This window comes from Dyadobacter sp. UC 10 (genome assembly GCF_008369915.1).
GTDB lineage: Bacteria > Bacteroidota > Bacteroidia > Cytophagales > Spirosomataceae > Dyadobacter.
In genome coordinates this window covers 5386026-5412275 of the sequence record NZ_VSRN01000001.1, presented here as the reverse complement: position 1 = coordinate 5412275, position 26250 = coordinate 5386026, and the positions used below count along the sequence as shown (strand labels likewise).

Here is a 26250-nt window from a genome sequence, read left to right as displayed (position 1 = left end):
GTCAAACAAACAAATGAAGGACATGGACAATCAAAAAGTTTGGTTTATCACCGGAGCATCAAAAGGTTTCGGTCTGGAACTAGTTAATCAATTGTTACAACTCGGCCATAAAGTCGCAGCTACTTCACGAAACCTGGCGGAATTGCAGGATGCAGCCGGCGGTGAATCCGAAAATTTCCTGCCGCTGGCACTTGATATTACGGACGAAGCCGCAGTTTCCAATGCAATTGAAATCACCGTTGTGCGCTTTGGCAGCATCGACGTGATTGCCAACAATGCCGGCTATGGTCAGCTTGGCGGGATTGAAGAGCTTACCGACGCGGAGTCACGCAGCAATTTTGACGTGAATGTTTTCGGCACATTGAATGTGATCCGTCAGGCGTTGCCGCAGCTTCGCAAACAGCGTTCCGGACATATTCTTAACATCTCGTCGATTGCTGGTATCACGGGAAATTTCCCTGGCTGGGGCATTTACTGCGCCACCAAGTTTGCGGTCGAGGGCTTATCCGAATCGCTGGCGACCGAAGTTGCGCCGTTCGGGATCAAAGTAACCCTGGTAGAGCCGGGTTATTTCCGCACCAACTTTTTGAAATCGGGCTCATTAAGATTGCCTGCAACCAGGATCAACGAATATCAGCTGGTCCGCGACTCAGAAGCATACCACGCACAGCTTGAAGGCAATCAGCCCGGCGACCCTGTCAAAGGGGTAACCGCGATCATCGCCATCGCCGATGCCGAAAATCCGCCTGTCCACTTCCTGCTGGGGCAGGATGCAAACGATCTTGCCGAAGCGAAGATCAGCGCTTTGCAGGACGAAATGGCCACCTGGAAAAAACTTTCTGTAGAAACGGCTTTAAATTGAAATTTGAGGAATTAACCCTATTTTCCAGGGTTAATTCCTCGTTTCTATTTTAGCCATTTATGAAATCCTCTTGCTCATTCCCGACACTGTCATGCACTTTGATCTTATCACTGATTTTTCTGTTTAGCTGCGGCGACAGGGTCGACTGCCAGGCTCCTCCGCCGGTATTTTATTTCCAGGTCAAAGCAAACGGTGTCACCTATCCGAATTCAGGCAGCACATCGGATATTAGGATTTTTTACGCTGACGGGGCAAATTCCAAAACGTACATCAGCGACCTGGACAGTTATGAAGGCATTTTCACTACCGGAGCACTTATTATGAAGTCGCATGCTCTCAACAATCCGGAAATCACCGTTGAACTGAGAGGCGAGCCTTTTGCGAAGCTTCGGCTGGAAACTTTCATTAATACTGCAAAATGCCAGGGCTGGGCGACTGTTTCAAAGGTTTATCAGGACAACAAACCACTAACACCATCTTCTGGAAATATTTATATTATAACTGACTAAGCAGTTAAGGACCGGGGCGGTCAAATAAATATTTTTTTATCTCATACAACCAATTTAACTCTTCCCTGCCACTTTAAGCCGAAGTTCTGATAAGCTGGCATGGCCTTTCCAGGTAAACAATTTACCAGCCTGCAGATCGGTCAGAGTATGGAAACTAACTGTCAACAATAACCCGCCCTAAGTTGAGAAGATACATTGCTGTTTTCGGTCTGTTGCTTAGCTGCGCTACTGCGTATAGTCAGGATAGTACAAACATCAGTTTCAGCGAAGAACCCGACACGCTGAGAAAGCAACGCTTCATTGACCGGTATGAAAATGTGTTTATGACCAAGGTACCGACCAGGAATATGTTCAAATTAGGTTTATCGCAGTATTACCAGGCTGTGCCCTATCCTTTAACGGACGATAAAACCTTGAATAATTTGTCGCTGCACGTTGGCTACGAGGTTAAATTTCTGCCGGCTTTTTCATTGGCATTGTCGGGTCACTTCCCGCTTTATGGTATTCAAGCGCCTGTGAAAGAGTCCTTGCAGAATACCGTCATGGATGCGCAGCTTCGCTGGTTTGTAGATATGCGCCGACGGATCAAGAAGGGCAAAAGCGCAAATAATTTCAGCGGCAACTATGTCGCACTTTTTTATAATATGCCGGGTACATTTGATAATGATCCGAAGGCTGGCTTTAAGCTCGGGTTCCAGAGGCGGTTCTTGAATCATGGCTATATGGATTTTTCTTTCGCCGTATTTAAGTCTGTATATGACTATTCGTACGGCCTGACGGCGACAGGTTTGCAATTCTCCACGCAAGCGAGCTTTGGCTTTGCCCTCGGGGACTGGAAAAAATCAGCAACCGCTCGTTTCTGTGACATCCTGCTTTGTGATGAGTTCCAGCACCAGCAATGGAAAATACGCCTGCCAGAGCTCACCGTTGGCTATTATCTAAACAGGATCAGGACCGGCGTGGCTTTCGAGCGTAAAATTAAAACCTCGCCATGGACCATCAATGTGCAGCTGGACGCAGCCATGAACAGGGGTTTCAATTACCTCAGGTATGATCATACGGTTGAATTATATGACGGGGAAAAGGTATCTGAGTATACATTCAAATACGCCAGCGTTTATTCCCGCGAGAAAATTATAATTTTTTCTGTGCAGCCCAGGTATTATTTTTTGCAAAAGCGCCAGCGGCTTAATGGGAAGGGCGGAAACGGTCTTTCGGGCTGGTATGCCGGACTGAACACGGAATACAATTACTACAAAGGCTGGCACGGAGGCTGGGAGATCGCCGGCCGTGAGTTTGAAAGCGAAACCAATACCATTCAAGTCGGGCCGCTGGCAGGATTCCAGCTCAGGCTATTCCGCCGCGGTTATCTGGATCTGAACACATCCTATAATTTTAAGAGCCAGTTAGGTAATAACAAAACGTCTTTCGGGCTAAGATCCAATATCGGCGTCGGCCTGGCCCTTTAAAACACAACGTTACGAACCCGCAAGCACCTCGCTTCTTACAGCGAGTGACGTCCTCTTCTATGCATGTCAGATTTATTTCCTCATGCGGGAGGAAGCGCAATGCCCATATTAACAATACATCGAAACCTGGCCGTCACTAATTATGCGGGTACAACATCGATTGAACATTGGCTTAAAGATTTTTCTGTTCGCCATGTTGATTTCTGCATTAGGTGCTTGCAGGCAGTTTGAATTCAGCCCTAATCAGGCGAGTGACAAGCATTCTGTGACGAATTCAAATGCGAAGAATCTATTAAAACTGAATGAGCAGCCCCTCGACGACACGGTTTCGATCGTTTTTGTCGGGGATTCGCAGCGCTGGTACAGCGAACTGGACAGGTTCGTTGATAAAGTCAATGCGACCGCCGGCGTCGATTTTATATTGCTGGCAGGTGATATATCTGATTTTGGGCTTTTGCAGGAATTCGAATGGGTAAACCGCAGGCTTTCAAATTTGAACAAGCCCTACTTCGGAGTGGTTGGAAACCATGATCTCGTTGCCAATGGCGAGCAGGTTTTTACGAACATTTTCGGCCCGACCGACTATTCGTTTGTCTATGATAGCATCAAATTTATAGCGCACAACACCAACAGTCTGGAATATTCGAAACGAAAAATCCCGGACATGGACTGGTTAGCCTCAGAAATGAAGGATTGCAATGCAATTAAACACATTATCACCGTCTCGCACGTGCCACCGTTCAGTGCTCTAGAATTTGACCAGGACCTGTTGGTGCCTTATACCAATTTATTGAAGCACCATCCGAAGACGCTGCTATCCCTCCACGGGCACGTGCACCAACACCTTGACTTCTTCCCTTTTGAGGATGGTGTCAGGTATATGACCAGCTATGCCTTTAATCAAAATGCATTTGTCCTGCTAAAAATCGTGGACGGAAGAGTCTTCAAAACAATCGTTGACTATTAGACCATGAAAAAAAACTTACGGATTTTGATCCTGCTCCTGATTGGAGCAGCAGCCCCGCTGTGCCATGCACAATCAAAAAAAGGTGCTTATCCCGATCATATCACTGCACAATATGCCGGAAGTACAGGGTGGATGTCAGTTGGTGCGGGCTACGATTTATTCACACAACGTGCCAGGGTTGGCCTGCAATATGGCGTTGTACCAGAAGAAAAAGGCGGAAAGCTCCACATATTGTCGGCCTCGTTTTTTTATAAACCTTATGCATTGAATGTTTCGGACAGGGTCAGCCTCAATCCGCTTGATCCAGGTTTGAAAATCAGCTACCATTTCGGGGAACAATTTTATCTGAACTGGCCCTCACGGTTTCCGAAGGGATATTACTGGTGGAAGTCGGCGCTGCGACTGCACCTGGCGACAGAATCATCGATAACTTACAAGCTAAAAAGCACGGCAAAAGTTAAATATGTCACGACATACCTTCAACTGAACTCCAACGATCTGTATATGGTTAGCTACATTCTGAACGCCAGATCGCTCTCCTTACCGGACATAGTCAAAGCAGGAATTGGTGTAAGGCTTGGGATTTAGTTTTTATCATTCATAAATGAATTCTACCTGATCCATGGGAGCATGGTTCAAATCCGGCAACCAATACTGAGCAGGTGATGAGTTACATCCGAATCCTGCATGATAAGCACCCTCCCCTTAAAACTGAAAGAAAAACAGAGGTTATGTAGCCTGCGTACCAGCTAATGAGCAGAACGCCCTGCTTTTCTCATCAGTTATAAATAACCCGGAATGCCGGGCTTAATCAGAAATAACCTCCCTTATCCGTGATATCCTGAATGGACTGCCCTTCCTTTACCCAACCAAAAATCACTTTTTCGTTTTCAATGATCTCCTCGGCCCGCAGCAGCACATCGTAAGCAATCGTCCGGGGTACTACCAGCACGCCATCGATATCGCCTAACACGATATCACCCGGTTTGATGGTAACGTCACCTATCTGAAGTGTAACCTGGTAGTGCGTAATCAGGCAGCGCCCCAGGCTGCCGTTTGAGATTCTGTATTTATAAAACATCGGAAAATCCGCTTCCAGGATCTGGTGCGTATCCCGGATACCACCGTCGATGCAGGCCGCCTTTACTTTTTTCGCTTTCGCGGTTGCGGTCATCACCCCACCCCACAACGTTGCTTTTTGGTCACCCGTCGTATCCCATATCACGAATGCATTTTCATGCATTTCGTCGAGCATTTTCACCCTGAACTCCATTTCGCCCCTGATCATCGCATTGGGGGCGCTCTTAACGGTGAAGGCAAAGCCTGCCACCGTCCGGTATTCGCGAAGCGGCACAATATGCCCGGGCAATGCCTGGTTGAGCAGGCAAAATTCACGTAATACATCATTTACAGCACCGGTATAAAGCCGCTCGAAGCGTTCGAGCATCTCCTGGTCGCTAACCGGAAAAGGGGCCACTGACCTATCCTCCCGGAATCCGATGAGATTTTCCAGGTTCATCATTCCAACCTCCTTTTTATACTGATCTACACTCATGTTTTCAAAATTTATTGTTAATGTTTGTCTGTCTTTTTTGTTGATTTTTGTTCGATCATTTAACAGTCATATCAAGTTCTGTCTTTGCTTCATTCGAATTGAAAGCTTTTACTGTTACGACAGGGCGGCGCGCTTCGGAAGGATCCCTCCAAAGGACTTCGAGATCAATATTTCTGGACTCGCCGGCAGCCAGCCAGAAGTAATTATCGTCGGCCACGATAGCCCGTTTTGCGCCTGTAATATCGATTTTGGTCATAAACGCAGGTACCGTACCGGTGTTGGATACCTTCACTTTAACCCTGCTGGTATTTCCTGAACCATTTTCCGAGGTACCGGCAGAAACTGTTAATACGGTCTGAGGCGCTGTTGCCACTGAAGTTTTCAGCCACGGCCCTTTTTCCAATGCGATCCAGGGAATTGGTGTGGTTGTGTATTCTTTGTAAAATGCAGCATCATCCATTTTCGACAATACCCGCGGATAATAGAAAGACCTGGAAACCAGCTTTCCCGAAGCGTCCTTCAATTCTGCGAGCACGAGCAAAAAACGGTCACGGTAGCCGGCTGGTATTGTAAACTGCCCCATTTCCACAGCGGTGACCGACGTTCCCGCGGTAACTGCCGTCGTTTTTTCATTCTCCCACAACACTTTGAACGAATCGTCCATGACGCGAACCAGGACTTTCGAGCCCTTGATTGCGCCAGGTAAAGCGTGGGTGATTTTAACCGGCAGCTGCATCACTTCACCCGACTTCCAGAGCAGCCTTGGAATATCTACTGCCACGTGCGTTGCCTCATAAGTCCTTTTCAGAAAATAATAAGGTGCCCCGGCATGGCCGAACCAGTCCATCATCTGAATCGCGATCACCGGCCAGTGGCGTTTGAACACCCATGGCATCAATCCTGCCGTCACCGGATAATTGCCTTGGATCTTTTCGGAAAACACCTGGTAAAACTCTCCTGCGCCAATCTGTGAGGCTTCTGAAATATCGTCAATCGTCGGATCAGCCACATCCACGATATGGGAAGCGCGGCTCAGCATTCGCGGGACCCTGCCGGGACCATATTCTGTAAAGTGATGGATAAACTCAGGATGGTCTTTTGCGAAAGTTTTCTCCCACATTTTGCCCAGGCCGGTAAATTCCGTGCTGTCGACCACCTCGCGAAAGACCCCGGCCTCCGGCAGGGAGTGCATCCCTGTTTCCGAGACCCACGGCACCTTCGCATAGCTGCGGTTGTACCACACCGGATCCATATCCGGATAAGTGTGAATAGCCCCGTGATCAGGCGTAGTGCGTTTGAAAGGACGGCTCGGGTCAAAGGTTACCAGATTACGCTCCAGAATTCCGATAGACGATGCATTGCCTAAAGAATACGGGTTGAACTCATTACCCCCACACCATATCGCAAGGGAGGGGTGGTTGCGAAGCCGTAAAATATTTTGCACTACCTGGGCCTCCCAGACGTCCTGAGGGTATCCGGGCGTGTCCTGATTGCCGATCGGAAAATCCTGCCATACCATGATTCCCAGCTCATCACATATATCGTACAGGTGCTTCGATTCAAGCAATCCGCCTCCCCAGATCCTGATCAGCTGAACACCCATTTTCTTCGCCGCCTGCAGTGTCCAGCGGTAGCGCTCATAGGAAAGGTCGAGAAGAATGTCCTGAGGGGTAAAATTCATTCCTTTCACAAATATTTTCTTTCCGTTTACCACAAATTGCCAGTTATCCCAGCGGTCGCGAGTACGTGGCCCGGCAGTCGGCAGGTAAGCAATTGTGCGGATACCGTATTTAAATTGGATCTGGTCCAGTTGGATATCGTTGTTCAAAAGCAGGATCCTGACGTCGTAGACATCTGCATTCCCGAGGCCGGTCGGGTTCCATAGCTTCGGGTCGGGAAGTTTAATATCCTTTTCAAGCCAGTTCCTACCCTGCGTCAGCTCTGTTTTCCAGTCTTGCCTGTGTACTGTTTTACCTTGAAAAAGAAGCTCCATTCTGACCTGATAGTTACCTTTCACCGCCTCGAATTTCTGTCCGAAATTGTCGGGATGATCAATCTGGGCATTGTTCCAGGGGTGCAGTGTCAGGCTCGTGGAAGGCTGATTGGCGAGCACTTCCAGGGATAAATGGAGGTTGGCCTCTTTTTCCGAACATTGCAGCGTAGTCATGAACGGACGTTCCAAATGTACCCTGGGCACTATTTCCAGTCGCACCCCCTGCCACATACCTACGCTGAAAAAAGCTTCTCCGCCCGAACCGCCTGAGATAACCCAGGGTTTTATAATTTTTCCGCTCATGCGGGGGTTAAAGCCTTTTCTTTTGGAATAATCCAGCTCTCCGGAAGCAAACCTTGGCAAATCCTCTATCCTGGTGGCTTCGTTGCCCCAGTTGCCCGCCCTCACTTCAACAACGATCTCATTATCACCTTTTAAATACTTGCTTATTTCGACCGTCGGCCCCCCGAACATCCCTTCGTGCACGCCTATGAGCGAATCGTTTACCCAAACTCTGGAGAAATAGTCGACACCGTCGAAACAAAGGAAAACGTAGTTATCTCCGGCATTTTGCGGCATTTTAAAGGAACGCCGGTAATACCACGCCTTCTCGTCAAGCCAGTTGTATTGCTCCGAGTTCTTATGGTAATAAGGATGCGGCAGCTTTCCTGCCTTGTAATATGACCAATGGACCGAGTTGGGAACACTGGTGGCAAAAACGTCTTTTAATCGCGACAGCCCGGCGATATTGCTGACAGGCTCGTCGGTGTGGCCGAGCGCCCAGCCTTCTCCCGACAACTCTATATGTTGTGCACCCGTGCGCTCCGTAACCCTGTAAGGCTGCCAAAGCGTCTTCTCCGCCGGTTGCGCGTCAGCCGTGGTTTGCGAACAAAGGCAAATAAGTAGAATGAATAGACTACGTTTCATAAGCATCAATGTAAGTTTTCTGGATCATAAGGCCCGGGTTTTCCGTAGCCACGCATCAGTAATAGCCCCCCGTCGATGGTGATGGATTCGCCGGTGAGATAACTGCCTGAGATCAGCAGGCTGACCACCACGGAGGCGACCTCCTCTGCCAGTCCGAACCGTCCCATGGGGATACCTTCTGTCACTTCTTTCAGTGTAGCCGGATTACTCCTGGCCTCTCTGGTCATATCTGTTGCAATAGCACCGGCGGCAATGGTATTAACCTTAATGTTATGGGGTGCCAGTTCAAGGGCAACTCCCTTCATAAGTGTTTCCAAAGCACTTTTGGAAGCCCCATAAGCACTCTGGCCTATTCCCGGACGTATTCCGTTCACCGAGGTAATGGAATAAATGGCGCCTTCAATGGAATGCTTCACCATGTTTCTGGCAATAGCCTGGGTCAGGAAAAAAGTACCCCGGTAGTTGGTATTGATAAAAATGTCGACATCCTCCCGGGTCGTTTCCAGAAAATGCTTTTTATAAGAGACCCCGGCATTGTTGATCAGAAAATCTACACCGGACATGGTTTCCCAGGCATGATCTGCCAGCGCAGTTACCGCATCCAAATCCGTCAGGTCGGCCTGAAAAATGTAAGCAAGCCCGTTTTCCGACCGGATATGTGCTTCCAGCGCCTGGGCTTCCGCTTTCTGATCCAGGTAATGAATACCAACTGCGCAGCCCTCCATAGCAAGCCGGAGCGCTATCTCCCGCCCTATTCCCGAAGAAGCACCGGTAACGAGCGCCCTTTTTCCTGCTAGTCTCTTCATGGTTTGCTGATTTTAAATACCGCCCACTTTCGGGTACCACTCGGGCCGGTACGGGTCCTGGTGGAATCGCGCATAATAGTCGCCTTTCTCTTCATAATATTTTTGGTAAAATTTCATTTTGTCTTCGTCCAGCGACACGCCGAGTCCGGGACCAGTGGGTACTTTGATGCAACCATTCACATACTCCATTTTCCCGCCTTCAATAATATCGTCGGTGAGGTAATGGTAATGGGCATCACCTGCAAAAGTCATCGTCGGAATGGTGGCTGCCGTGTGGATCATGGCTGCGAGCTCGATTCCAAATTCTGCCCCGCTGTGCATGGCTATGCCCATATTGAATGCGTTGCAGACGGCCACCAGGTCCTTCACGCCGCGCGGTCCTTCCCAGTAATGAATGTCGGTGAGCACAATATCCACCGCACCCAGGCGAATAGCGGGTGCCAGATCGTCAAAGCGCGCCGGGTACATATTGCTCGCGATAGGGATACGGATCTGCTGGCGCACCGATGCATTCCCCTGCAAACCCCACGAAGGATCTTCAAAGTATTCGATGCCGAGCTCTTCCATCCGCTTGCCCATTTTCACTGCGGTACTAACCGACCACACGCCATTTGGGTCAATACGCAGGCCGAAGTCACTGCCAAGCTTCTGGCGGCAAAGTTCAAGCACTCTCACTTCCTCTTCGGGCTGCATCACACCTGCTTTGAGCTTCATCGCATTCACGCCCAGGGTCTGGTGCAGTTCCACACAATAATCCGCAAGGTCTTCGGCAGTCTGGTCATGTTTGCCGTCGCCGGGACGATCGTAACGCCAGAAAAGGTAAGCGATGAACGGTACTTCATCCCGGATCCGGCCACCCAGCAAATCGCTCATGGGCCGGTTCAATACTTTGCCCTGAATATCCAGACAGGCCATTTCCAGCGCGGCGTATAATCTGGCATTCGACATATAATAGATACTCCGCAGCACTTTCAGTTTCATCACTTCCAGCTGAAACGGGTCCAGACCGATGATCCGCGGTTTAAGCTTTTGCAATGCGCCGCACTGGTCGCCCCCGCCCACTTCCCCCAGACCGATAATCCCTTCGTCGGTAACGAGTTCCAGGATAGTCCTTAAAAAATAGCCCGGATGCACCCCGGTATTATGCCTGAGCTGGGCATTGAGGGGAATGGCAACGCACCGGGTTTTGAGATCAATAATTTTCATTTATAAACTGGTTTTTTAAAAGACTTCGTGACCTGTTGGTGATTATTTCGCCCGATCAGATATCAATAGACAATTCGTTTTCTACTCCTTTTTTAATCATGAACTTCTTTTCGATCACCCGTTTGCCGGCTGTAATTTTCACCGCATATTCTCCGTAGAAGCCGCGGAAGGCCATCGTGCTTTGATCTGTACTTTTAGTAAAATCCGTTTTCCATTCCTTATTGATCAGCTCGTTAAGCACGAAATAGGAAGGTTTTGGTGTAAGGTCTTCATTCAAAAATCCTCCCCTCCATTTGTCCTCCCCGGCCACCGCGGTGCCATCCGAAACATTCCACCAGATAATACCTTCCACGGCCTCGTGACTGAACCAGGCCCTGTAAAAGTTCTTTGTCATCTTTGCCTGGTTCTGCAATCCCGTCTCATTATACGGCAGTGTGGGGATCGTGATTTCAGAGATGTGAATGGGCACTTTGTGTTTTCCGTAGAGATCCAGCACATCGAATACCCGCTGAGGCGTAATGCTCTTTCCGGCAACGACATCATGATGAAGCGCCTCGCTGAAAAAGTGAAACTGCAGGCCGATCCCGTCAATTTTAGCGCCGCTGCATTTCAAATTTTCAATCAGCTGATTATAAGGGCTGTATTCGCGGTGATAGTTGTTCCAGATGCTGGTGGTCTCATTGATGAATCCCCTGGTTGTTGCCGGAAAGCTTTTGGAAAACTGCCCGAACGCTTTAGCTCCGTAATCATCCGGCATTTGAATGGCGTTGGCATGATAGGAAAGCAATTCATTGACCACATCCCAGGTTTTAACACGATTTCCGTAACGCTCGCCGAGTTGACGGATCCGCTGGCTGATTTTCTCCGAAATGATTGCGGTATCCCTCGGCAGCCATTCCGGTGTGGAGTGTGCCACATTGTCCCAAACCAGCGTGTGCCCCTTCGGTGTGATCCCTGCCTTTTCACAAAAATCCAGTACCACATCGGGAGGCGGACGCCGGTATATCTCTTTGCTTTCTACGCCATAGCGCAATTTACCCGGCTCCGGTTCAAGGGTTTTCCAGTAAAACGGCACACAGGCGGTGTTGAACAAACTTTGAAAGACTTCTTCATAGCGGCTGTTTTGTTCCGGCTTTTTGTAGCCATTGAGCATGAAAATGTTGGACCCAAACTGAAAAGCGTGCGTCAGCTGTTTTACTTCGACGGTGACGTTCTTCGGAAGACTGGCACTTTTCCGGTTCAGCTTAATGCGCGCGTCACCCTTGCGATGCTTTTCAATTCCCTCCCGGATCCGCTGCTCAACACCGGGGTCCGACCAGAGTGAATCATAGCGGCTTTGGCCGCATACCGCCGTGCAGGCAAAGCTCAGGGCCAGAAAGAAGATGTATTTTTTCATTGTAATCCGATTTGATCCTTTTTAAAAAATAGCAATGCTGCAATAATGATCAGCACGCCGCCCACTATATAGGCGACTGAGAGTAATGATAATCCCAGGGAAAGTCCGAGGGTAGGTTTGAGTACTCCCAGCAGATAGGGCGAGAATGCCCCGGCCAGAAACGCGCACATCAGCATCAATCCCGAGGCGGACGAGCGGATTGCAACGGGTACGACTTCATACAACGAAGCGAAAATATTGGAATCGTAAGCACCCCGAAAAACGCCGAAAAGAAACAGGGCCCCGTAAGTCACATACTCCGTGGTTGCAGCCGCCATCCAGAATATGAAAGGGGAAGCGGCCAACAGGGCCACTCCCTGAACAAGTAACCGGGCTTTCCGGTCTTGGAGCGAGAGCCTGTCTGCCAGCTTACCTCCCGCCAATACGCCTGCCAGCGCCCCGACGTGGTGATAAAAGAGCGCGCTAAAACCTGCACCAGCAAGCGAAAGACCGAATTTGGTTGCCAAAAACGACGGCATCCAGGTCAGATAGGCCACATTGACAAAAACCATGCAGGCAAAGCCGCCGGTGAGCAGGATAGCGGTTGGTTTCTTTAGGATAATCCCGGCAGTCTTTAAAATCGCCGGCTTATCAAAATTCGCGGGCGGCATATCTTTCCTCAGCCGTACGAAGATCAGGGCACCGACAATGATGCCAAAAAACCCGAAAACAAAAAAGGCATTTTGCCAGCCGTAAACTTCTCCGATATATCCTGCAATCACGCCACTGAGGATGATGCCAATGTAAACGGCCGACTGATGCAGCGACAGTGCGAAGGAACGGGTAGTGGTATGGTGGTGGCTGATCAATGCATTCGCTGAGGGCGCATAAAAGGCTTCGCCCCCGCCCGTGGCAATACCCCTCAGGATCACGAACTGGATCAGAGTGGTGCAAAAACCCGTCGACAGGGTCGCAATGCTCCAGAATACCAGACTGGAACCGATGATCATCTTTCGTGAAAAACGGTCGCCCGCAAACCCTGCGACCGGGACAAGCAGCCCGTAGGTCCATACCAGCGCGGAGGCGATAAGGCCCAGCTCGGCATCAGTGAGCCCGAGATCCTCGCGGATGAGCGGCAGTACGACACTGAATATTTGCCTGTCGGCCTGGTTGAGAAAAAAAGCCAGCCAGAGTAAAGCCAGTAACTCCCATTTATAACGCTTCTCAGGTACCCTCATGCGGCGTTTGTTTTTAAAACAATCATCATTTCTTTAATGCCAGTGTGGCACTCATTTATTACGGGATTGATTACTAATAAACAGAAGCGATAAAATCATCCAGCCTGTTTTTCATTTCTTTCCAAACTGAGATAGCTCCTTAATTTCATGGTCTGCCAATGCCCGGTTGAAGACAGCCACACCTCCGATCAATCCCTTGAAGAAATTACCCATTCCTGCTTTCAGCAAAACAGCACCCACCGTAAAGTCGGATCCATTGTTCCCTATTCCGTCGGTAAACAGATAAGGATTTTTGGAATGAACAATTCCGTCCGGATACCCCTCGAATCCTTTCGTATGGGCAATCAACTCCGGCTGCCGGGCCTCAAAGTCCCCGTTCAAAAACGATTTAATATATTTTCCATCGTAGGTGAAGGCCACAAAGGACCATTCGTTGGCAGGAACCCGCTGTTTGCTTGCCGAATAATCAAGGGAATACGGAAAAGGCGGGGTCGGTTTTCCTGTTCTGGATATGTGCCCGCAAACCTGATTTCTGCCATTGTAATAAGGCAGAGATACAAACAAGCCGTACTGACGTTTTCCCCCATCCTGGTACTCATTCCACATCCCTCCTACGAATCCCGTCTGCTGGCCTGACCATTTCACCCAGGCCAGTACGGTCACTCCCTGACCTGCTCCAAAAATATTCAGCTCACGCGTCTGGCTATGCGGTAATGAAAGAAACGCATTACCATCAAACTGCGCTGAAAAGCCTGAAACAGGCCCTTCGCTGATCCTGGGAACCGATCCGTTTTGCTCTTTCAAAGAAAATGCGGATAAGCCATAGGCGGTTTTGTCAACGCCCTGAGGCTCTTTAAAATCCCAAAGCGCCACCAGCCCGCCGGTAGCCAGTACCTTGTCTGCTAAGCCTCTATCGGCTTGTCCCTTGACCTCGCCCACGCAAAAAGTTAAAAAAAGTAAAAGAAAACCGGCCAACAAGTACCGTGCTAATCCACTGTTACGCATAATCAATATCCCGGGTTCTGATCCTTGCCCGGATCAAGTGCTGTATTAAAATTGAGCTCACCTACTGGTACCGGCCACAACAAATGTTTATCGGCTACGTCTTTACCGGTAGCGGCCTTGATGATTTGTTTCAGGCGTGCAGGCCCTAATCGTTTAAGGTCCAGCCAACGCTTTCCTTCATATTGCGTCTCATATCCGCGCTCACGGAGCACGAGTTCATTGAAGGTATCTGCCGTATTTCCCAACAAGGCAAAATCAACAGAAGATGCAGCATTGACCGGCTTTCCGTAAGCGCGCCGGTGTACCTGGTTGAGCGCTTCCAAAGCTGCCGCCGTTGGGCCATTGTTTACACGGTTTTCTGCCTCTGCAAACATAAGCAGGATATCGGCATAACGGTAAACAGGGAAATCGTTGCCTGCGGCAGTTTGGGTTGGCGCGAGCGGGTCGGAGAATTTTTTACAAAGAATACTGTTTGGCCCCAGACCAATATCCCACTTGTACCAGTTGAAGCTTTTCCGCAGATCAGCGGCGTCCCATGTTTTTTGGACCGGGTTGCTTTCCGAATCACTATAATGTGCGTAGAAACCTCCGGCTCCATGCAATTTTGAGCCCGGATGATGCGCGAACATGGCCAGATACTGCCCCTGATTGTTTTGACGCGTCATTTTCAGATAAAAAATTTCCTCCGGAGTCGTCACGACGGTGGGGCCAAAAATTTTATCGAAATCGGCAGCCACGGTAACAGGTACCAGCGAGAATTTTTTGGATTGAATGATCTCATCGGCTTTATCGCGCGCTTCTTTGTGTTGATTCCGGGTGAAGTATACCTCCGCCAATGCAGCTTTGGCAGCCCATTTGGTGGCCCGTCCGACCTGTGACTGCGTATCAGGCAGGTTCGATTCAGCTTCTTTCAAATCGGAAGTAATCAGGTTGTAAACGTCCTCAATACTACTTCTGGCAATATTAGGTTCGTCCAGTGTCTGCTCGGTCCTGATCGGCACCGGGCCCCAGTTCCTCACCAGCCAGAAATAGTTGAACGCCCGCAAAAACCGGGCTTCCGCGGTAAACCTGGCTACATCCGCTTCACTGATACTTTTTCCTTTGGGTGCATTGGCGATTACGAGGTTGGCATTGCGGATCCCCAGGTAAAACAACGACCAGCCTGCATCCGTGCGCGGAATGTTCGTGCTGTTAAGCCCCTGGAAATCGCTCATAGCCTGATAGCTTCCCCTGCCGTAGCTGTAATCGGTGTAGGCTTCCAGCTGCGCACCCAACTGCCCGCTGATGTTATTGGTTGCTCTCAGCTGGGCATATATCGCGTTCACGGCCGCCTCCACTTCACCGGCAGTATTGTAAAAAGTCTCTACCGCGAGTGCCTTCGGCGATTCTGTCAGGATATCTTCACAGGACATCATGACGAATAATGGTATCAATAAGAATAGCTTTTTCATGATTGTTTTGACTAACGAATGAGGAAATTAAAACCCTACCCTGATACCAGCCGTAACCGCTTTTGAAGTTGGATAGCTGTAATGGTCGATGCCCTGCCCCAGTGAATTGGCACCGCCCTGGGAATTGGTTTCAGGGTCCCACCATGAATACTTTGTAAAAGTGAGCAGGTTTTGACCGCTTACATAGAGCTGGGCCGACCGCATCCATTTCACGCCCCATTGTCCGAGCGGAAAATTATACGCCAGCTGGATGTTACGCAGACGCATATACGAACCATCTTCCACGAGCCTGTCTGAATAACTGTACGAGTTGGCACGGGAAAGGACCGGGTATTTGGCATTTGGATTGGAAGGGGTCCAGTGATTGGTATACACTTCCCGCGGCATGTTCAGCCCAAATCCGTAATCGAGGGTATTATTGATCGAACTTACATTCACCAGATCATTTCCCTGTGTGCCCTGCAGGAAGATCGTCAGTTCAAGCCCTTTGAAGGACATGGTGGAATTAATACCGTAAATAAAATCCGGATTAGGATTGCCTATTATGGTCTTGTCCAACTGATTGATAACTCCGTCTGCATTCAGATCTTTGTAAATTTCCTTCCCAAGCTCGTTATACCCGTTCTTTAAATACCCGTAAAAAACGCTCATGGGCTCGCCCTCACGCAGCAGGTTCGCAGCGTCGCTGATCAGCGTTACCCCGACGCTTCCTCCCAAAATATCGGCTCCATTGTAGAGCTTGACGACTTTGTTGCGGTTAAATGAAATATTTCCGGCCAGGTCCCATTTGAAGGATTTATCTATAATGCGGCCATCCAGTGCTATCTCAAGACCCTTGTTACGTATCTGTCCCACATTTCGGATCGTACTTGTAAAACCGTAACCCAGTGGCAACTGGACGGTATTGAGCAGGTCGCGCGTGTTTTTGATATAATAATCTATTGAAAAATGATAGCGATTGCTCAAAAACGCTGCGTCCAGACCGAAATCTAATTGTTCGGTCGTTTCCCATTTCAGGTTTCCGGGTAAGCGGGTCCCGGGAGCAAAGGTATTGTAGAGCGCGTCATCAAAAACCGTTTTCCCGCCTTCCAGGTTGTTCATAGTAGCATATGCGTTGATCGCCTGGCTGCCGGTCCGGCCCCAGCTCGAACGCAATTTAAGGTCGGTAATCGCAGCGATGTCTTTGATAAAATTTTCCTCTGACAGCCTCCATGCCAGTGCGGCCGACGGGAAAAAGCCCCATTTGTTGCCTTCACTATATTTTGAAGACCCATCGGCCCGGAAACTGACGGTTGCCAGATACTTGCTGTTGAAACTGTAATTCACCCGCCCGAGGTAGGACAACAGGGAACTCAATGAATAGCCCGAACCCGGTATTCCCGGTGTGTTGGCCGCTTCCAGGTTCGCAGTTTCCGTGATGTCGCTAAGGAATCCGACGCCGGAACCCTGCAGTGATTTGTTCGTAAAATTCTGATAGGTAAAACCTGCCACGGCCGAAATGCTGTGTTTTTCCCTGATCGTCTTGATATAACTGATGGTGTTCTCACTGAGCAGGCTGGTATTTCTTGTATTTGAGACGCTGGCCGATCCCTGCGAGTTGATGAACCTCGTTGTGGTATAGGCTTCATTCACATCGTCACTATTTTCTATGCCGCCTGAGATCTTGATCGCCAAACCTTCGAACGGTTTGAATGTCAGCGCGGCATTAGCCAGGACGCGGTTCGCGTCGACGGCGTCGGTTTGCTCGTTGATATAGTTAAGCGGATTGATGAGCACATTGGAGATAAACGGATATGCGGTAGCGAGTACCCTGTAGCTGCCATCCTCATTATAGGGGGTCAAGGTCGGCGGTGCCGAAATGGCGGCCGATATCATCGACCCTCCCCGGTTGCCTCCCGCGTTGTTCCGGCGTTCGGTCTTGATCTTGGTCAGCGTCGCGCCATAACTCAGCGCAAACATTTTGCTGATATCCGAATTCACGGAAGCACGGAGGGAATACCGCTTGTAATCGCTGCCAATGACAATACCATCCTGATCGAGTATGCTACCGCCGATAGAAAATCTCGTTTTCTCATTCCCTCCGCCTACGGTAAGGTTATGCGCTTTCATAGGTGCCTTTCTGAATATCAGGTCCTGCCAGTCGTACCCATTGCCGAAACCGGCAATCTGATCCTGCGTAAAGTAGGGAGCTACTTTGTCGTTGGCTGCCTGTTCGTTGTAAAAATTGGCGTATTCAGTCGCATTCATCAGGTCGAGCTTTTTTCGCAGGGACTGTTGACTGAAACTGCCCTCGTAGTCCACCTGCATCTTACCCGATTTGCCCTGCTTGGTGGTAATCAACACCACCCCGTTCGCCCCTCTGGATCCATAAATAGCGGTCGCCGACGCATCCTTGAGTATCTCAATGCTCTCGATGTCGCTGTTATTGATGATCGTCGGATTGCTGCCCGACGTGGGAAAGCCGTCTACCACATACAATGGTTCATTGCTACCCTGTACCGAATTTGTCCCACGGATGCGAACGCTTACGGCCGCACCCGGCGCACCCGTATTCTGGGTGACCTGCACGCCAGGCGCACGGCCAGACATCGCCTGCAGCACATTGGTTGCCGGAAATGCATTTATTTCCTTGGTCTTTACCTGCGACAGCGAGCCGGTCAGATCGCTTTTCCGGACAGTTCCGTAACCGACCACTACCACTTCCGACAGTTGCTGGTCATCCTGCTGCAATGTCACCGAAATTGTGGACTGATTAGCTACGCTTACTTCTTTTGAAACGTAGCCGACGAAAGAAAACACAAGGACCGCGTCCGCAGTGGAAACCTGCAGGCGGTAAGCTCCGGTTTCGTCGGTCGTAGTACCCTGCGTCGTTCCTTTGATCAGAATGCTCACCCCGGGGAGCGCTTCGTTCGTCGCCCCTGTGACTTTTCCTGTAACCGACTGGCCCTGCGCTGCCACGCGAAACCCTGGCAAGAGCAGGCAAATCACTAAAAACCACATGTAAATCGTTGTTTTCATTGGGTAGCGGATTTGATACAAATTTTATATTATAAAATTAAATTTTATTTTATGTCAATATTGCTACATTCAGATATTGAAAGCAAATATTCTATTAACTTTTTTACATTTTTTTCTGATAATGTCCAAAGCGATCCTTGCCGGCACAAAAAAAGGAAGGCCGTGTGACCTTCCTGGCAATCCGGAAAATGTGTATATTATTTTCCGCCTAATTTTGAAGATATGCGGTCGGACGTAGCTTTGAGGTCAGTAACCAATTTTACTTTATCGATGGCCATATAACGGTATTCGGGCAGGTAGATACTGAGGCTTGCGATCACTCTTCCATTGTTTCTGATTGCCACACCCAGCCCGACAACCTGCCTGCCCGGGAGCATCTGGAAGGAGCACTGCTCTCTGCGGATTAGGTCAACAGCCCTTTTCATACCTTCATGGGTGCTTGCTTCCGCCCACATTCCGGCTGGTGGAAGGCCATATTTGTGAATGAAACGGTCTATCTCAGCATCTGTCATCATGCCGAGCAACAACCTGCCTGACGCAGAATCGTAGACATGCTTTTCATCCATGGTTCTCACCTGCAGTTCCTGTTCTGCATTGGCACGATGGATCACGATGCGGTTTTCCCCGTGAATAACTGCCAGGATACTATTTTCCCGGATTGCAGCTGTCAGCATTTCCATTTCAGGCGCAGCTGCTTCGATCAGGTCTTTCCGATATGCATCGTTTCCGGATAAGGCGAAGGATTTACTGCCCAGCACATACCCTTTCTTGGCGCCCAGTTGTTCAAGATATTTTCTGGACACCAACGTCTTCATGATGTTTGCGCACGTGCCGTGGTTCAAGCCGAGGGCGTCGGCAATTTCTCCCAGAGATTTGGGTCTTTCGGGATCTGCCGCAACCAGTTCCATGATGTCCAATGCGCGATGAAGTACTTGTATCATTAATCACGTTTTATTTTGCAATATAAAATTTAATTCGATCTCAATGAAATGCATGCCCGGACAGATTGACGCTAAAATAAAACAGCACGGAAACCAAAATGCTCCCGTGCTGTCTCAACAAACTTTGGATATTGGCTCTACGCGGGCTTCAATACCCTGGTGTACGTACCAGATTGGAATTGTTATTCAATTCATAAGCAGGAACGGGAAATACGAGTTCTCTCTCGGTCAATACCGGCCCGTAGGTAAACTTGTGCCCTACGTAATTATTGAATTGTTTGGTTTTCAGGTCAAATGCTTTACGAAGGCGGACCATATCGAACCAGGTAATATTCTCGAAACACAGCTCATACCAGCGCTCCCTCCAAACGGCTTCGCGGAACTTGTCTTTTGCCAGCCCGGTCAGATTTGGTAATTGCGCCCTGGTCCTGATGGCATTCACTGCCTCGTAGGCTTTGGCAGTCGGCCCGCTTACTTCATTGGAGGCTTCGGCATAAGTCAGCAGTATATCCGCATAACGGATAAGCGTCCAGTTCAAATCACTATTAGCTGTGGAGGTATGAGCCGCCACGTCAAAAAGTTTGTAAACGAAGTACCCGCCCAGATCCACTGTCAATTTGCGGTCAGCTTCATGTGTGAACTTGGTAATGAAAAACTGTCCTTCCTTCGCACGCAGATCCGCCGGATCGTACGATCTTATAAAATCGTTGGTTGCATAGATCCCGCCAGTTTCAGCCGAGTAGGCTGAAATAGCCTTGTTGTAGGGAATGATCAATTCCTGCCAGTTCCCCGGTAAGATTTGCGTCCTGAACTGCGCCATGAAAATATTCTCCTCGACGTTCTTTTTTGTCGGATCGTGCAAATCAGCATAACTGGAAAATAGCTTAAACTGCTTGGAATCAATCACCTCTTCTGCTTTTTTCGCTGCCAGCTCATAATAGGCGGCTCCTTTTTGTAATGGATAACCTGCCATGGTCAGATATACTTTCGCAAGCAAAGATTTCACAGCCCCGAGGCTCGCTTTCCCCGATGCGTCAGTCCATGGCAACCCGGCTGCCTCCGCAGTTTTCAGATCTTCCACGATCAGGTTATAAACGTCTTCCGCAGGAGCCTGAGATGGCCTTAATTGCTCCGACTCCAGGGATACAGGTTCCGTAATCAACGGTATATCTTTAAAGAGCTGCACCAGCGTAAAGTAGTACCAGGCACGAAGGAAGTGTGCCTCTCCAAGCAGTCTTGTTGCCTCAGCGGCATCCATTTTAATTTGCGGGATCTTGGCTATGGAAAGGTTGGCGTTGCCGATACCCCGGTAATAATTTTGCCAGTAAGCTGTACCATAGGCATTCTCCGCCGTGTTGGTGAGGTCCTTTACAAAATAGCTGCTGGTCGCCTGGCCCAGATCGGTGCCGGCCTGTCCGGTAGCAAATTCTGTCATCACCCAGGGGCCACCGCCAAAGCCACTGGCAGTTATACTCCTTAGAGCGTCATAAGCGGCATTCACAGAGCTTCTGGCATGTTCCGGTTTGTTGAAATAGGTGTCCTCCGTGAAGTTACTGGGATCATTCTCGTTCAAAAAATCGGAGCAACCCGTTATACACAATGTGCCGAAAAGGGCGATCAGCAATTTATATTTTCTTGTTATCTGTCTCATTGTTTCTTCTTTAAAAGTCCGCCTTTAATTAAAACCCAACATTAACCCCTAACATAAATACCCTTGGTCTGGGATAGTCGTACAACGCAACACCCTGCTCCAGAATATCGCCGGAGTTGGAAACCTCGGGGTCATAGCCTTTGTATTTGGTGGCCAGAAAGAAGTTCTGAACCGATCCGTATACTCTCAATCGGTCTAATTTCAGCCTGGAAGTTAACTCAGGGGAAAACGTGTAGGCCAGCAGCAGGTTGCGTCCACGGATAAAGGAAGCGTCTGTAATTTTGTGGCTGTCATTAACGGTCGTATAGCCGGCAATCAGCGGACGAAGTTGTGCGATTTCAGTATTTTGATTGGTTTCTGTCCAGGCATTCAGTACCGTTTTGTAGCTGTTAGCCTGCCCCTGCCGGTCTTCGGCGGAGTGAATGCTCCTGTTGAGAACATCATTGCCATACATGAATTGCAGGTCAACGGTCAGCGACAATGCCTTGTACTGGAAGGTATTCAGGAATGTACCAAACCCTTTGGGGACACCACGACCGATAATAGTTCTGTCGAGGTCGTTGATGGTACCATCGTTATTCAGATCCTGGTGCTTGATATCCCCGGATTCCAGGCCGTATCTTTTGGCTTCATCGGCCTCGTCGCTACCCCAGGTTCCTTGGGTAATCCTTCCAAAAAAAGATCCCACGGGCTCACCCACCTGTATAATGGTGTTGCCCTGAATAATGGGGGCATTTTTATTGGCAAGGGTTAAAACCTTGTTTTTGTTCACGGAAATATTGAAAGTAGTGTTCCATGAAAATGCTTCCGTTCTGACGTTCGTGGTATTCAATGCGAATTCTACCCCCGTATTTTGCATACTTCCGACATTCGAATAAATATTGGCGTACCCACTGCTGTAAGGTAGTGGCGCATTCAGTAGCATATCTTCAACTTTTCTGCGGTACAAATCCAGTTCAAAATTCAACCGGTTGGAAAACAAACCCAATTCAAGACCTACATCGATCTGTTGTGTTTTTTCCCAACGTAAATCCGGGTTGGCGATACGTCCTGTGCCTATCCCGCTATTCCGTACCCCGCCAAAGATTACGGTGTAATTACCAAGCCCCGCCAATGCTCTGTAAGCCGGTATTTCAGAGTTACCCGTTACGCCATAGCTGGCCCTGAGTTTCAGGTTAGAGATGGAAGGAACACCTTTCATGAATTCCTCTTCCATGACCCGCCATGCCACAGCTGCGGAAGGGAAAAAGGCAAACTGATTATTTCCCCCGAATTTAGACGAACCATCAGCCCTGCCAGTGAAAGTGAACAGGTATTTATTAAGCAAAGTGTAGTTCAAACGGGCGAAATAGGAGTTCAAACCATAAGCCAGTGAATACGAGGAAGGTGCCTGCGGACTTGCTCCTACCCCCAGGTTATTATACTGAAAAAAGGAGTCCGTAAAGCCCTGGGTACTTGCCCTGTTTCGGAACTGGTCCATATGCTGCCACGACAACCCGGCCATGGCATTGATATTATGGATTTTGCCGAATTCTTTGTTATAAGTCAGGTAGTTTTCAAACTGCCAGGAGTTAAACCTGTTATTGTCGACATAGGCATCGCCGTTATCAGAAATGTACTTCATTCCTCTGGGGGCAAAGTAGTCAGTTCGCTGGTTGATGATATTGGTTCCGATCGTAGATCTCAGCTCCAGACCTTCCGCCAGATTGATGGCAACGTACATATTACCCAGCACGGTCTGGGTTTTCAGTAAGTTCAACACATCAGTACCTACGCGCAACGGGCTGTCGCCGCCTTCCATTCCCGGATAGTCCCGGTTGCTGGCCCAGCTGCCGTCCGGATACTTCACGGGGATGATCGGTAGTCCTTCCAGTACCTGGCGCATCATCGTAATCCCTCCGCCGCCCAGGATATCCACCTGCTTTTCGTTCTGGTCGGTATAACCCAGCGTACCACCCACTTTCAGCCAGCTTTTGATCTGGGTATCAAATACGAAACGACCTGCAAATCTTTTCTGCCACGAACCGGCCGCCAGACCGTCCTCGTTACGATAGTTCAAAAACGCTCCGAAGGTTCCCTTCTCGGTACCACCCGTAAATCCGAGCTGGTGGTTTTGTGTAAAAGCCGGCTTAAATGTTTCATCCTGCCAGTCGGTATCATACAACGGATTTCCCTGTGTGTCAAACAATAACGGGTTCGTCCTTTTCAGTTTCGGGTCTGTATACTTTGTGCTGTTCCCGGCAGCATCGAAAGCATCCGGATCGTATTTCCTGGCATTCAAAAAAGCACGGTCTTCTACTTCCAGAAATTCCTTTGCATTCAGCAGAGGCAATTTTTTCGGCAGGACACCCAAACTGAAATCGGAGTCATAGGTTACTCTTCCGCCACCCGAAGTTCCGCGCTTTGTTGTGACGATAATTACCCCGTTGGCACCGCGGGCCCCGTAAATCGCCGTGGAGGAAGCGTCCTTGAGAACTTCAATAGATGCAATATCATTTGGATTGAGGTAATCTATCGGGCTGCTCCCGTTCACAAGTCCCACTCTGCCCGATCCCACATCCTGAACAGGCGAACTGATGATCACCCCGTCTATTACGTAAAGTGGATCATTGGCAACGCTCAAAGAGCTGATACCGCGTATCCGGATCGTAGTCCTTCCGCCCGGCCTTCCGGAGTTGGACGACACATTTACACCCGAGAGGCGGCCCGATAAGCCCTGGCTCAATGAAGAAGCGGGGCGTTCCTGCAAAGCTTCCGCTTTTACAACCCCTACTGCTCCCGTCAAATCCGATTTCCTGACTGTTCCATAACCCACGACCACGACTTCATCCAGCGCGTTATCATCGGGTACCATGCTTACGGTCAGATTGGTTTGATTGCCAACTACCACTTCCTGCGCTTTGTAACCTACAAAGCTGAACACCAGCGTAGCCCCGGCCTGATCGTCCGGAATGTCCAGTTTGAAATCACCCTCGGCCCCGGTGGAGGTACCTCGCTGCGTACCTTTCAGCAAAACGCTGACTCCCGGCAATGCGGCCCCGTTTTCGTCGGAAACTTTACCGGTTATCTGCTTTTCAGCAATCGCGGCAACCAGGGAAACAGGCGCAGTTTCCAGTTCCCGCTCCGGAATTTGCATCAGGGCCGACTCTTCCGGTTTTGCCGACTCGGCTTTTTTATCCTTATCAGCTTCGGTAATTACAAAAGTATTTTTTCTGGTTTTTTTGTATTTCAACCCGCTTCGCCGCAATACATTATCCAGATTCTTTTCAATAGACTCCGTGAAGTTGACGGTATGGGCAGATATACTCATCGCACCAACCAACCTTTCTTCAAATACGATTTCCACACCATAGTGCTTTTGCATATTCAAAAGGACATTCCTCAGTTTCATTTCCTGCCTTTCCGCTCCCGGTAGTTTCGCAGGCAAGGAATGAAAGGCAAGAGATTGCGCATTTGCCGCGGGTGAGGCCTGAATCATCATCGTCAGTCCTATTGCCAGCCACTGTTTTGCGGATAACTTTAGTTGCATAAATAAAAAGGTTAAGGATTGATTAATTGGGACTTAGAAGAATTGAATCTCCGGAAACGCTCATTTTCAGATCGAGCGCTTCCGATATCGTTTTTAAGAGCTCATCAGCATTTTTGGTTTTAAAATTTCCGGTAATAGTCCGTAACCGCGTCTCCTGGTCCGCTATGGCAACCGGGATCCCGAAATTCTCTTCAACCATCGCAGCGATATCATTTAGGGATGTGCCATCAAAAACATAGCGTTGCTCTTTCCAGGACGAGAAAGTTTTGGTATCCTGGTTTTTTTCCACCTGAACTTCGCCCTGCTTGTCCAGGACGACAAGATCTCCCGGTTCCATCATGACCTCTCTTCTTTTAGAGTCATAATCTACCCGCACGCTCCCGCTGATAAGCGCCACTTTGGTACCCCTTGGCCGGGCAAATACGGAGAATTGCGTTCCGAGTACTTCCACCTGAAACTTCTCCGAAGTTTTAACGATAAACCGTTTGTTGTCAACTGTATGGCTCACACTAAATTCACCCTCGCCCGCCAGGAAAACCTCTCTCGCATCGCTGCTGAAACCAAAGCGGGGTACTTTCAGGGAAGAATTGGCATTGAGGGCCACTTTGCTTCCGTCTTCGAGGAAAATGTCTGTCGTTTGCCCGTAACCTGTCTGGTACGTTTTATACATAACAGGGTCACGAAACCACCATCCTGCGCCAACAGTCAGCAAAACGCAAGCGGCTATCGACAATATCCGCTTGACAGGATATTTGGTTTTGTGCACATATACGCTCCCACCTGTCTCGATATAATCCTCATCCTGGCTAACGTTCTCATTGATCTTTTGCAGAAGTGAAACAATTGCTTTTTCCTGATCAGGATGGAACTGAGGGCTTTGCATTTCGTACTGTAACAGCCATTCGTAAAAGGTTTCGGTATTTTCCGGATTGGAAATCCACTCCATGACGAGCTGCTTCTCCAGCGGGTTCGACCGGCCCGACAAATATTCAAAAAGCGTGTATTTAGATATAGATGTTCTCATTTCAATAGGGTCTCACGAGCAGCTGGTCCGCAGCTCCGTTCAGTATTCAATAAGTGAGGCACTTAATATGCAGATCAGGCTCGAAATCATCCATTCATCGTGGAGAGCGGTACGCAGATATCTAAGTGCCCTTGAAATATGGACTTCCACTGTCTTGGGAGATATGTGAAGCTCACTGGCGATTTCATTGTACTTTTTACTTTCAAACCGGCTCATCAGAAACACACGCTGGCATTGTGTGGGGAGCCTTCCGATCACATCATTTACTTTTAAAAAAAGATTATTGTAATGCATCTCAGCATCGGGTTGCGGCCGCGTGTCCCAATGGCTTTCTTCGGTGGATGACTCTATGGTGTTCATCCTTCCAAACTCCCGCTGCATGTAGGTATAGCATTCGTTACGGACACTCCTGAAAAGATAGCTGGTGTATGAGGAAGTTATATTCTCATAGGCTTTGGTGCGGTAAAACTGAAAAAAGACTTCACTTACCAGGTCCTCCGCGATTTGTTTTGAATAAACAAACCGGGCTGCATGGCTGCACAAAGGCTTGTAGAATTTGCGAAACAGCAATTCCAGTCCTTTGCAGGGCTCTTCCTTAAACGTCATTCTCAAAAACAGGTTGGCATCCAATTCTCTGGCCTCCGGTTCGCTTTGAGCTGCTGGATTTAACGGCCAATTCTGCTGCTTTTGCTCTTCTTTGTTGAGGCTATCCTGCATTGATAGG

The 26250-nt window shown here is 49.0% G+C and carries 19 protein-coding genes; 5 read left to right on the top strand and 14 right to left on the bottom strand.

Going from position 1 to position 26250, the window contains the following annotated elements; genetic code table 11:
- Window positions 1–22: 22 nt before the first annotated feature.
- The 5 genes from FXO21_RS22385 (at window position 23) to FXO21_RS22365 (ending at window position 4395) form a co-directional block, all read left to right on the top strand.
- The gene (locus tag FXO21_RS22385) at window positions 23–862 is read left to right on the top strand and encodes an oxidoreductase (RefSeq protein ID WP_149642168.1); all 840 of its coding nucleotides are present in this window, start codon (window positions 23–25) and stop codon (window positions 860–862) included.
- 59 nt (window positions 863–921) lie between these two features.
- Window positions 922–1371, top strand: a complete 450-nt coding sequence (locus FXO21_RS22380) for a hypothetical protein (protein ID WP_149642167.1) — start codon at window positions 922–924, stop codon at window positions 1369–1371.
- Window positions 1372–1553: 182 nt separating this feature from the next.
- Complete coding sequence (locus FXO21_RS22375) at window positions 1554–2840, top strand: hypothetical protein (RefSeq protein WP_149642166.1); 1287 nt, start codon at window positions 1554–1556, stop codon at window positions 2838–2840.
- A 142-nt stretch (window positions 2841–2982) separates the two neighbouring features.
- Window positions 2983–3807, top strand: a complete 825-nt coding sequence (locus FXO21_RS22370; protein WP_149642165.1) for a metallophosphoesterase family protein — start codon at window positions 2983–2985, stop codon at window positions 3805–3807.
- A gap of 3 nt (window positions 3808–3810) precedes the next feature.
- Window positions 3811–4395 carry a hypothetical protein gene (locus FXO21_RS22365; RefSeq protein ID WP_149642164.1) on the top strand — a complete coding sequence of 195 codons (585 nt, stop codon included), beginning with the start codon at window positions 3811–3813 and terminating at the stop codon, window positions 4393–4395.
- A 223-nt stretch (window positions 4396–4618) separates the two neighbouring features.
- On the opposite strand, the gene FXO21_RS22360 is transcribed toward FXO21_RS22365, so the two are convergent.
- The 14 genes from FXO21_RS22360 to FXO21_RS22295 form a co-directional block, all read right to left on the bottom strand.
- Window positions 4619–5362: an RraA family protein gene (locus FXO21_RS22360; RefSeq protein ID WP_149642163.1), complete on the bottom strand. Its 744-nt coding sequence runs from the start codon at window positions 5360–5362 to the stop codon at window positions 4619–4621.
- Between the two features lie 55 nt (window positions 5363–5417).
- Window positions 5418–8282, bottom strand: a complete 2865-nt coding sequence (locus FXO21_RS22355) for a glycoside hydrolase family 2 protein (protein WP_149642162.1) — start codon at window positions 8280–8282, stop codon at window positions 5418–5420.
- Between the two features lie 5 nt (window positions 8283–8287).
- Window positions 8288–9088, bottom strand: coding sequence for an SDR family NAD(P)-dependent oxidoreductase (locus tag FXO21_RS22350; RefSeq protein WP_149642161.1), 801 nt, complete (start codon window positions 9086–9088; stop codon window positions 8288–8290).
- A gap of 12 nt (window positions 9089–9100) precedes the next feature.
- Window positions 9101–10294 (bottom strand): enolase C-terminal domain-like protein, encoded by a 1194-nt coding sequence (locus FXO21_RS22345; RefSeq protein WP_149642160.1) that lies wholly within the window; start codon window positions 10292–10294, stop codon window positions 9101–9103.
- A 55-nt stretch (window positions 10295–10349) separates the two neighbouring features.
- Entirely contained in the window at window positions 10350–11690 is a 1341-nt protein-coding gene (locus FXO21_RS22340; RefSeq protein WP_149642159.1) for an endo-1,4-beta-xylanase, read from the bottom strand.
- Complete coding sequence (locus tag FXO21_RS22335; protein WP_149642158.1) at window positions 11687–12907, bottom strand: MFS transporter; 1221 nt, start codon at window positions 12905–12907, stop codon at window positions 11687–11689. Before FXO21_RS22335 ends, FXO21_RS22340 begins: the two co-directional genes overlap by 4 nt.
- Before the next feature lie 111 nt (window positions 12908–13018).
- The gene (locus FXO21_RS22330) at window positions 13019–13846 is read right to left on the bottom strand and encodes a LamG domain-containing protein (protein ID WP_225865803.1); all 828 of its coding nucleotides are present in this window, start codon (window positions 13844–13846) and stop codon (window positions 13019–13021) included.
- A 68-nt stretch (window positions 13847–13914) separates the two neighbouring features.
- Entirely contained in the window at window positions 13915–15363 is a 1449-nt protein-coding gene (locus FXO21_RS22325; RefSeq protein WP_149642156.1) for a RagB/SusD family nutrient uptake outer membrane protein, read from the bottom strand.
- A 27-nt stretch (window positions 15364–15390) separates the two neighbouring features.
- On the bottom strand, window positions 15391–18381 hold the full coding sequence (locus FXO21_RS22320; protein WP_149642155.1) for a SusC/RagA family TonB-linked outer membrane protein: 2991 nt from the start codon (window positions 18379–18381) through the stop codon (window positions 15391–15393).
- Between the two features lie 197 nt (window positions 18382–18578).
- Window positions 18579–19322, bottom strand: coding sequence for an IclR family transcriptional regulator (locus FXO21_RS22315; protein ID WP_149642154.1), 744 nt, complete (start codon window positions 19320–19322; stop codon window positions 18579–18581).
- Window positions 19323–19470: 148 nt separating this feature from the next.
- Entirely contained in the window at window positions 19471–20973 is a 1503-nt protein-coding gene (locus FXO21_RS22310) for a RagB/SusD family nutrient uptake outer membrane protein (protein ID WP_149642153.1), read from the bottom strand.
- 28 nt (window positions 20974–21001) lie between these two features.
- Complete coding sequence (locus FXO21_RS22305; RefSeq protein ID WP_149642152.1) at window positions 21002–24502, bottom strand: SusC/RagA family TonB-linked outer membrane protein; 3501 nt, start codon at window positions 24500–24502, stop codon at window positions 21002–21004.
- 22 nt (window positions 24503–24524) lie between these two features.
- Window positions 24525–25526 (bottom strand): FecR family protein, encoded by a 1002-nt coding sequence (locus FXO21_RS22300; protein ID WP_149642151.1) that lies wholly within the window; start codon window positions 25524–25526, stop codon window positions 24525–24527.
- 39 nt (window positions 25527–25565) lie between these two features.
- Window positions 25566–26243 (bottom strand): RNA polymerase sigma-70 factor, encoded by a 678-nt coding sequence (locus FXO21_RS22295; RefSeq protein ID WP_149642150.1) that lies wholly within the window; start codon window positions 26241–26243, stop codon window positions 25566–25568.
- Window positions 26244–26250: the final 7 nt, after the last annotated feature.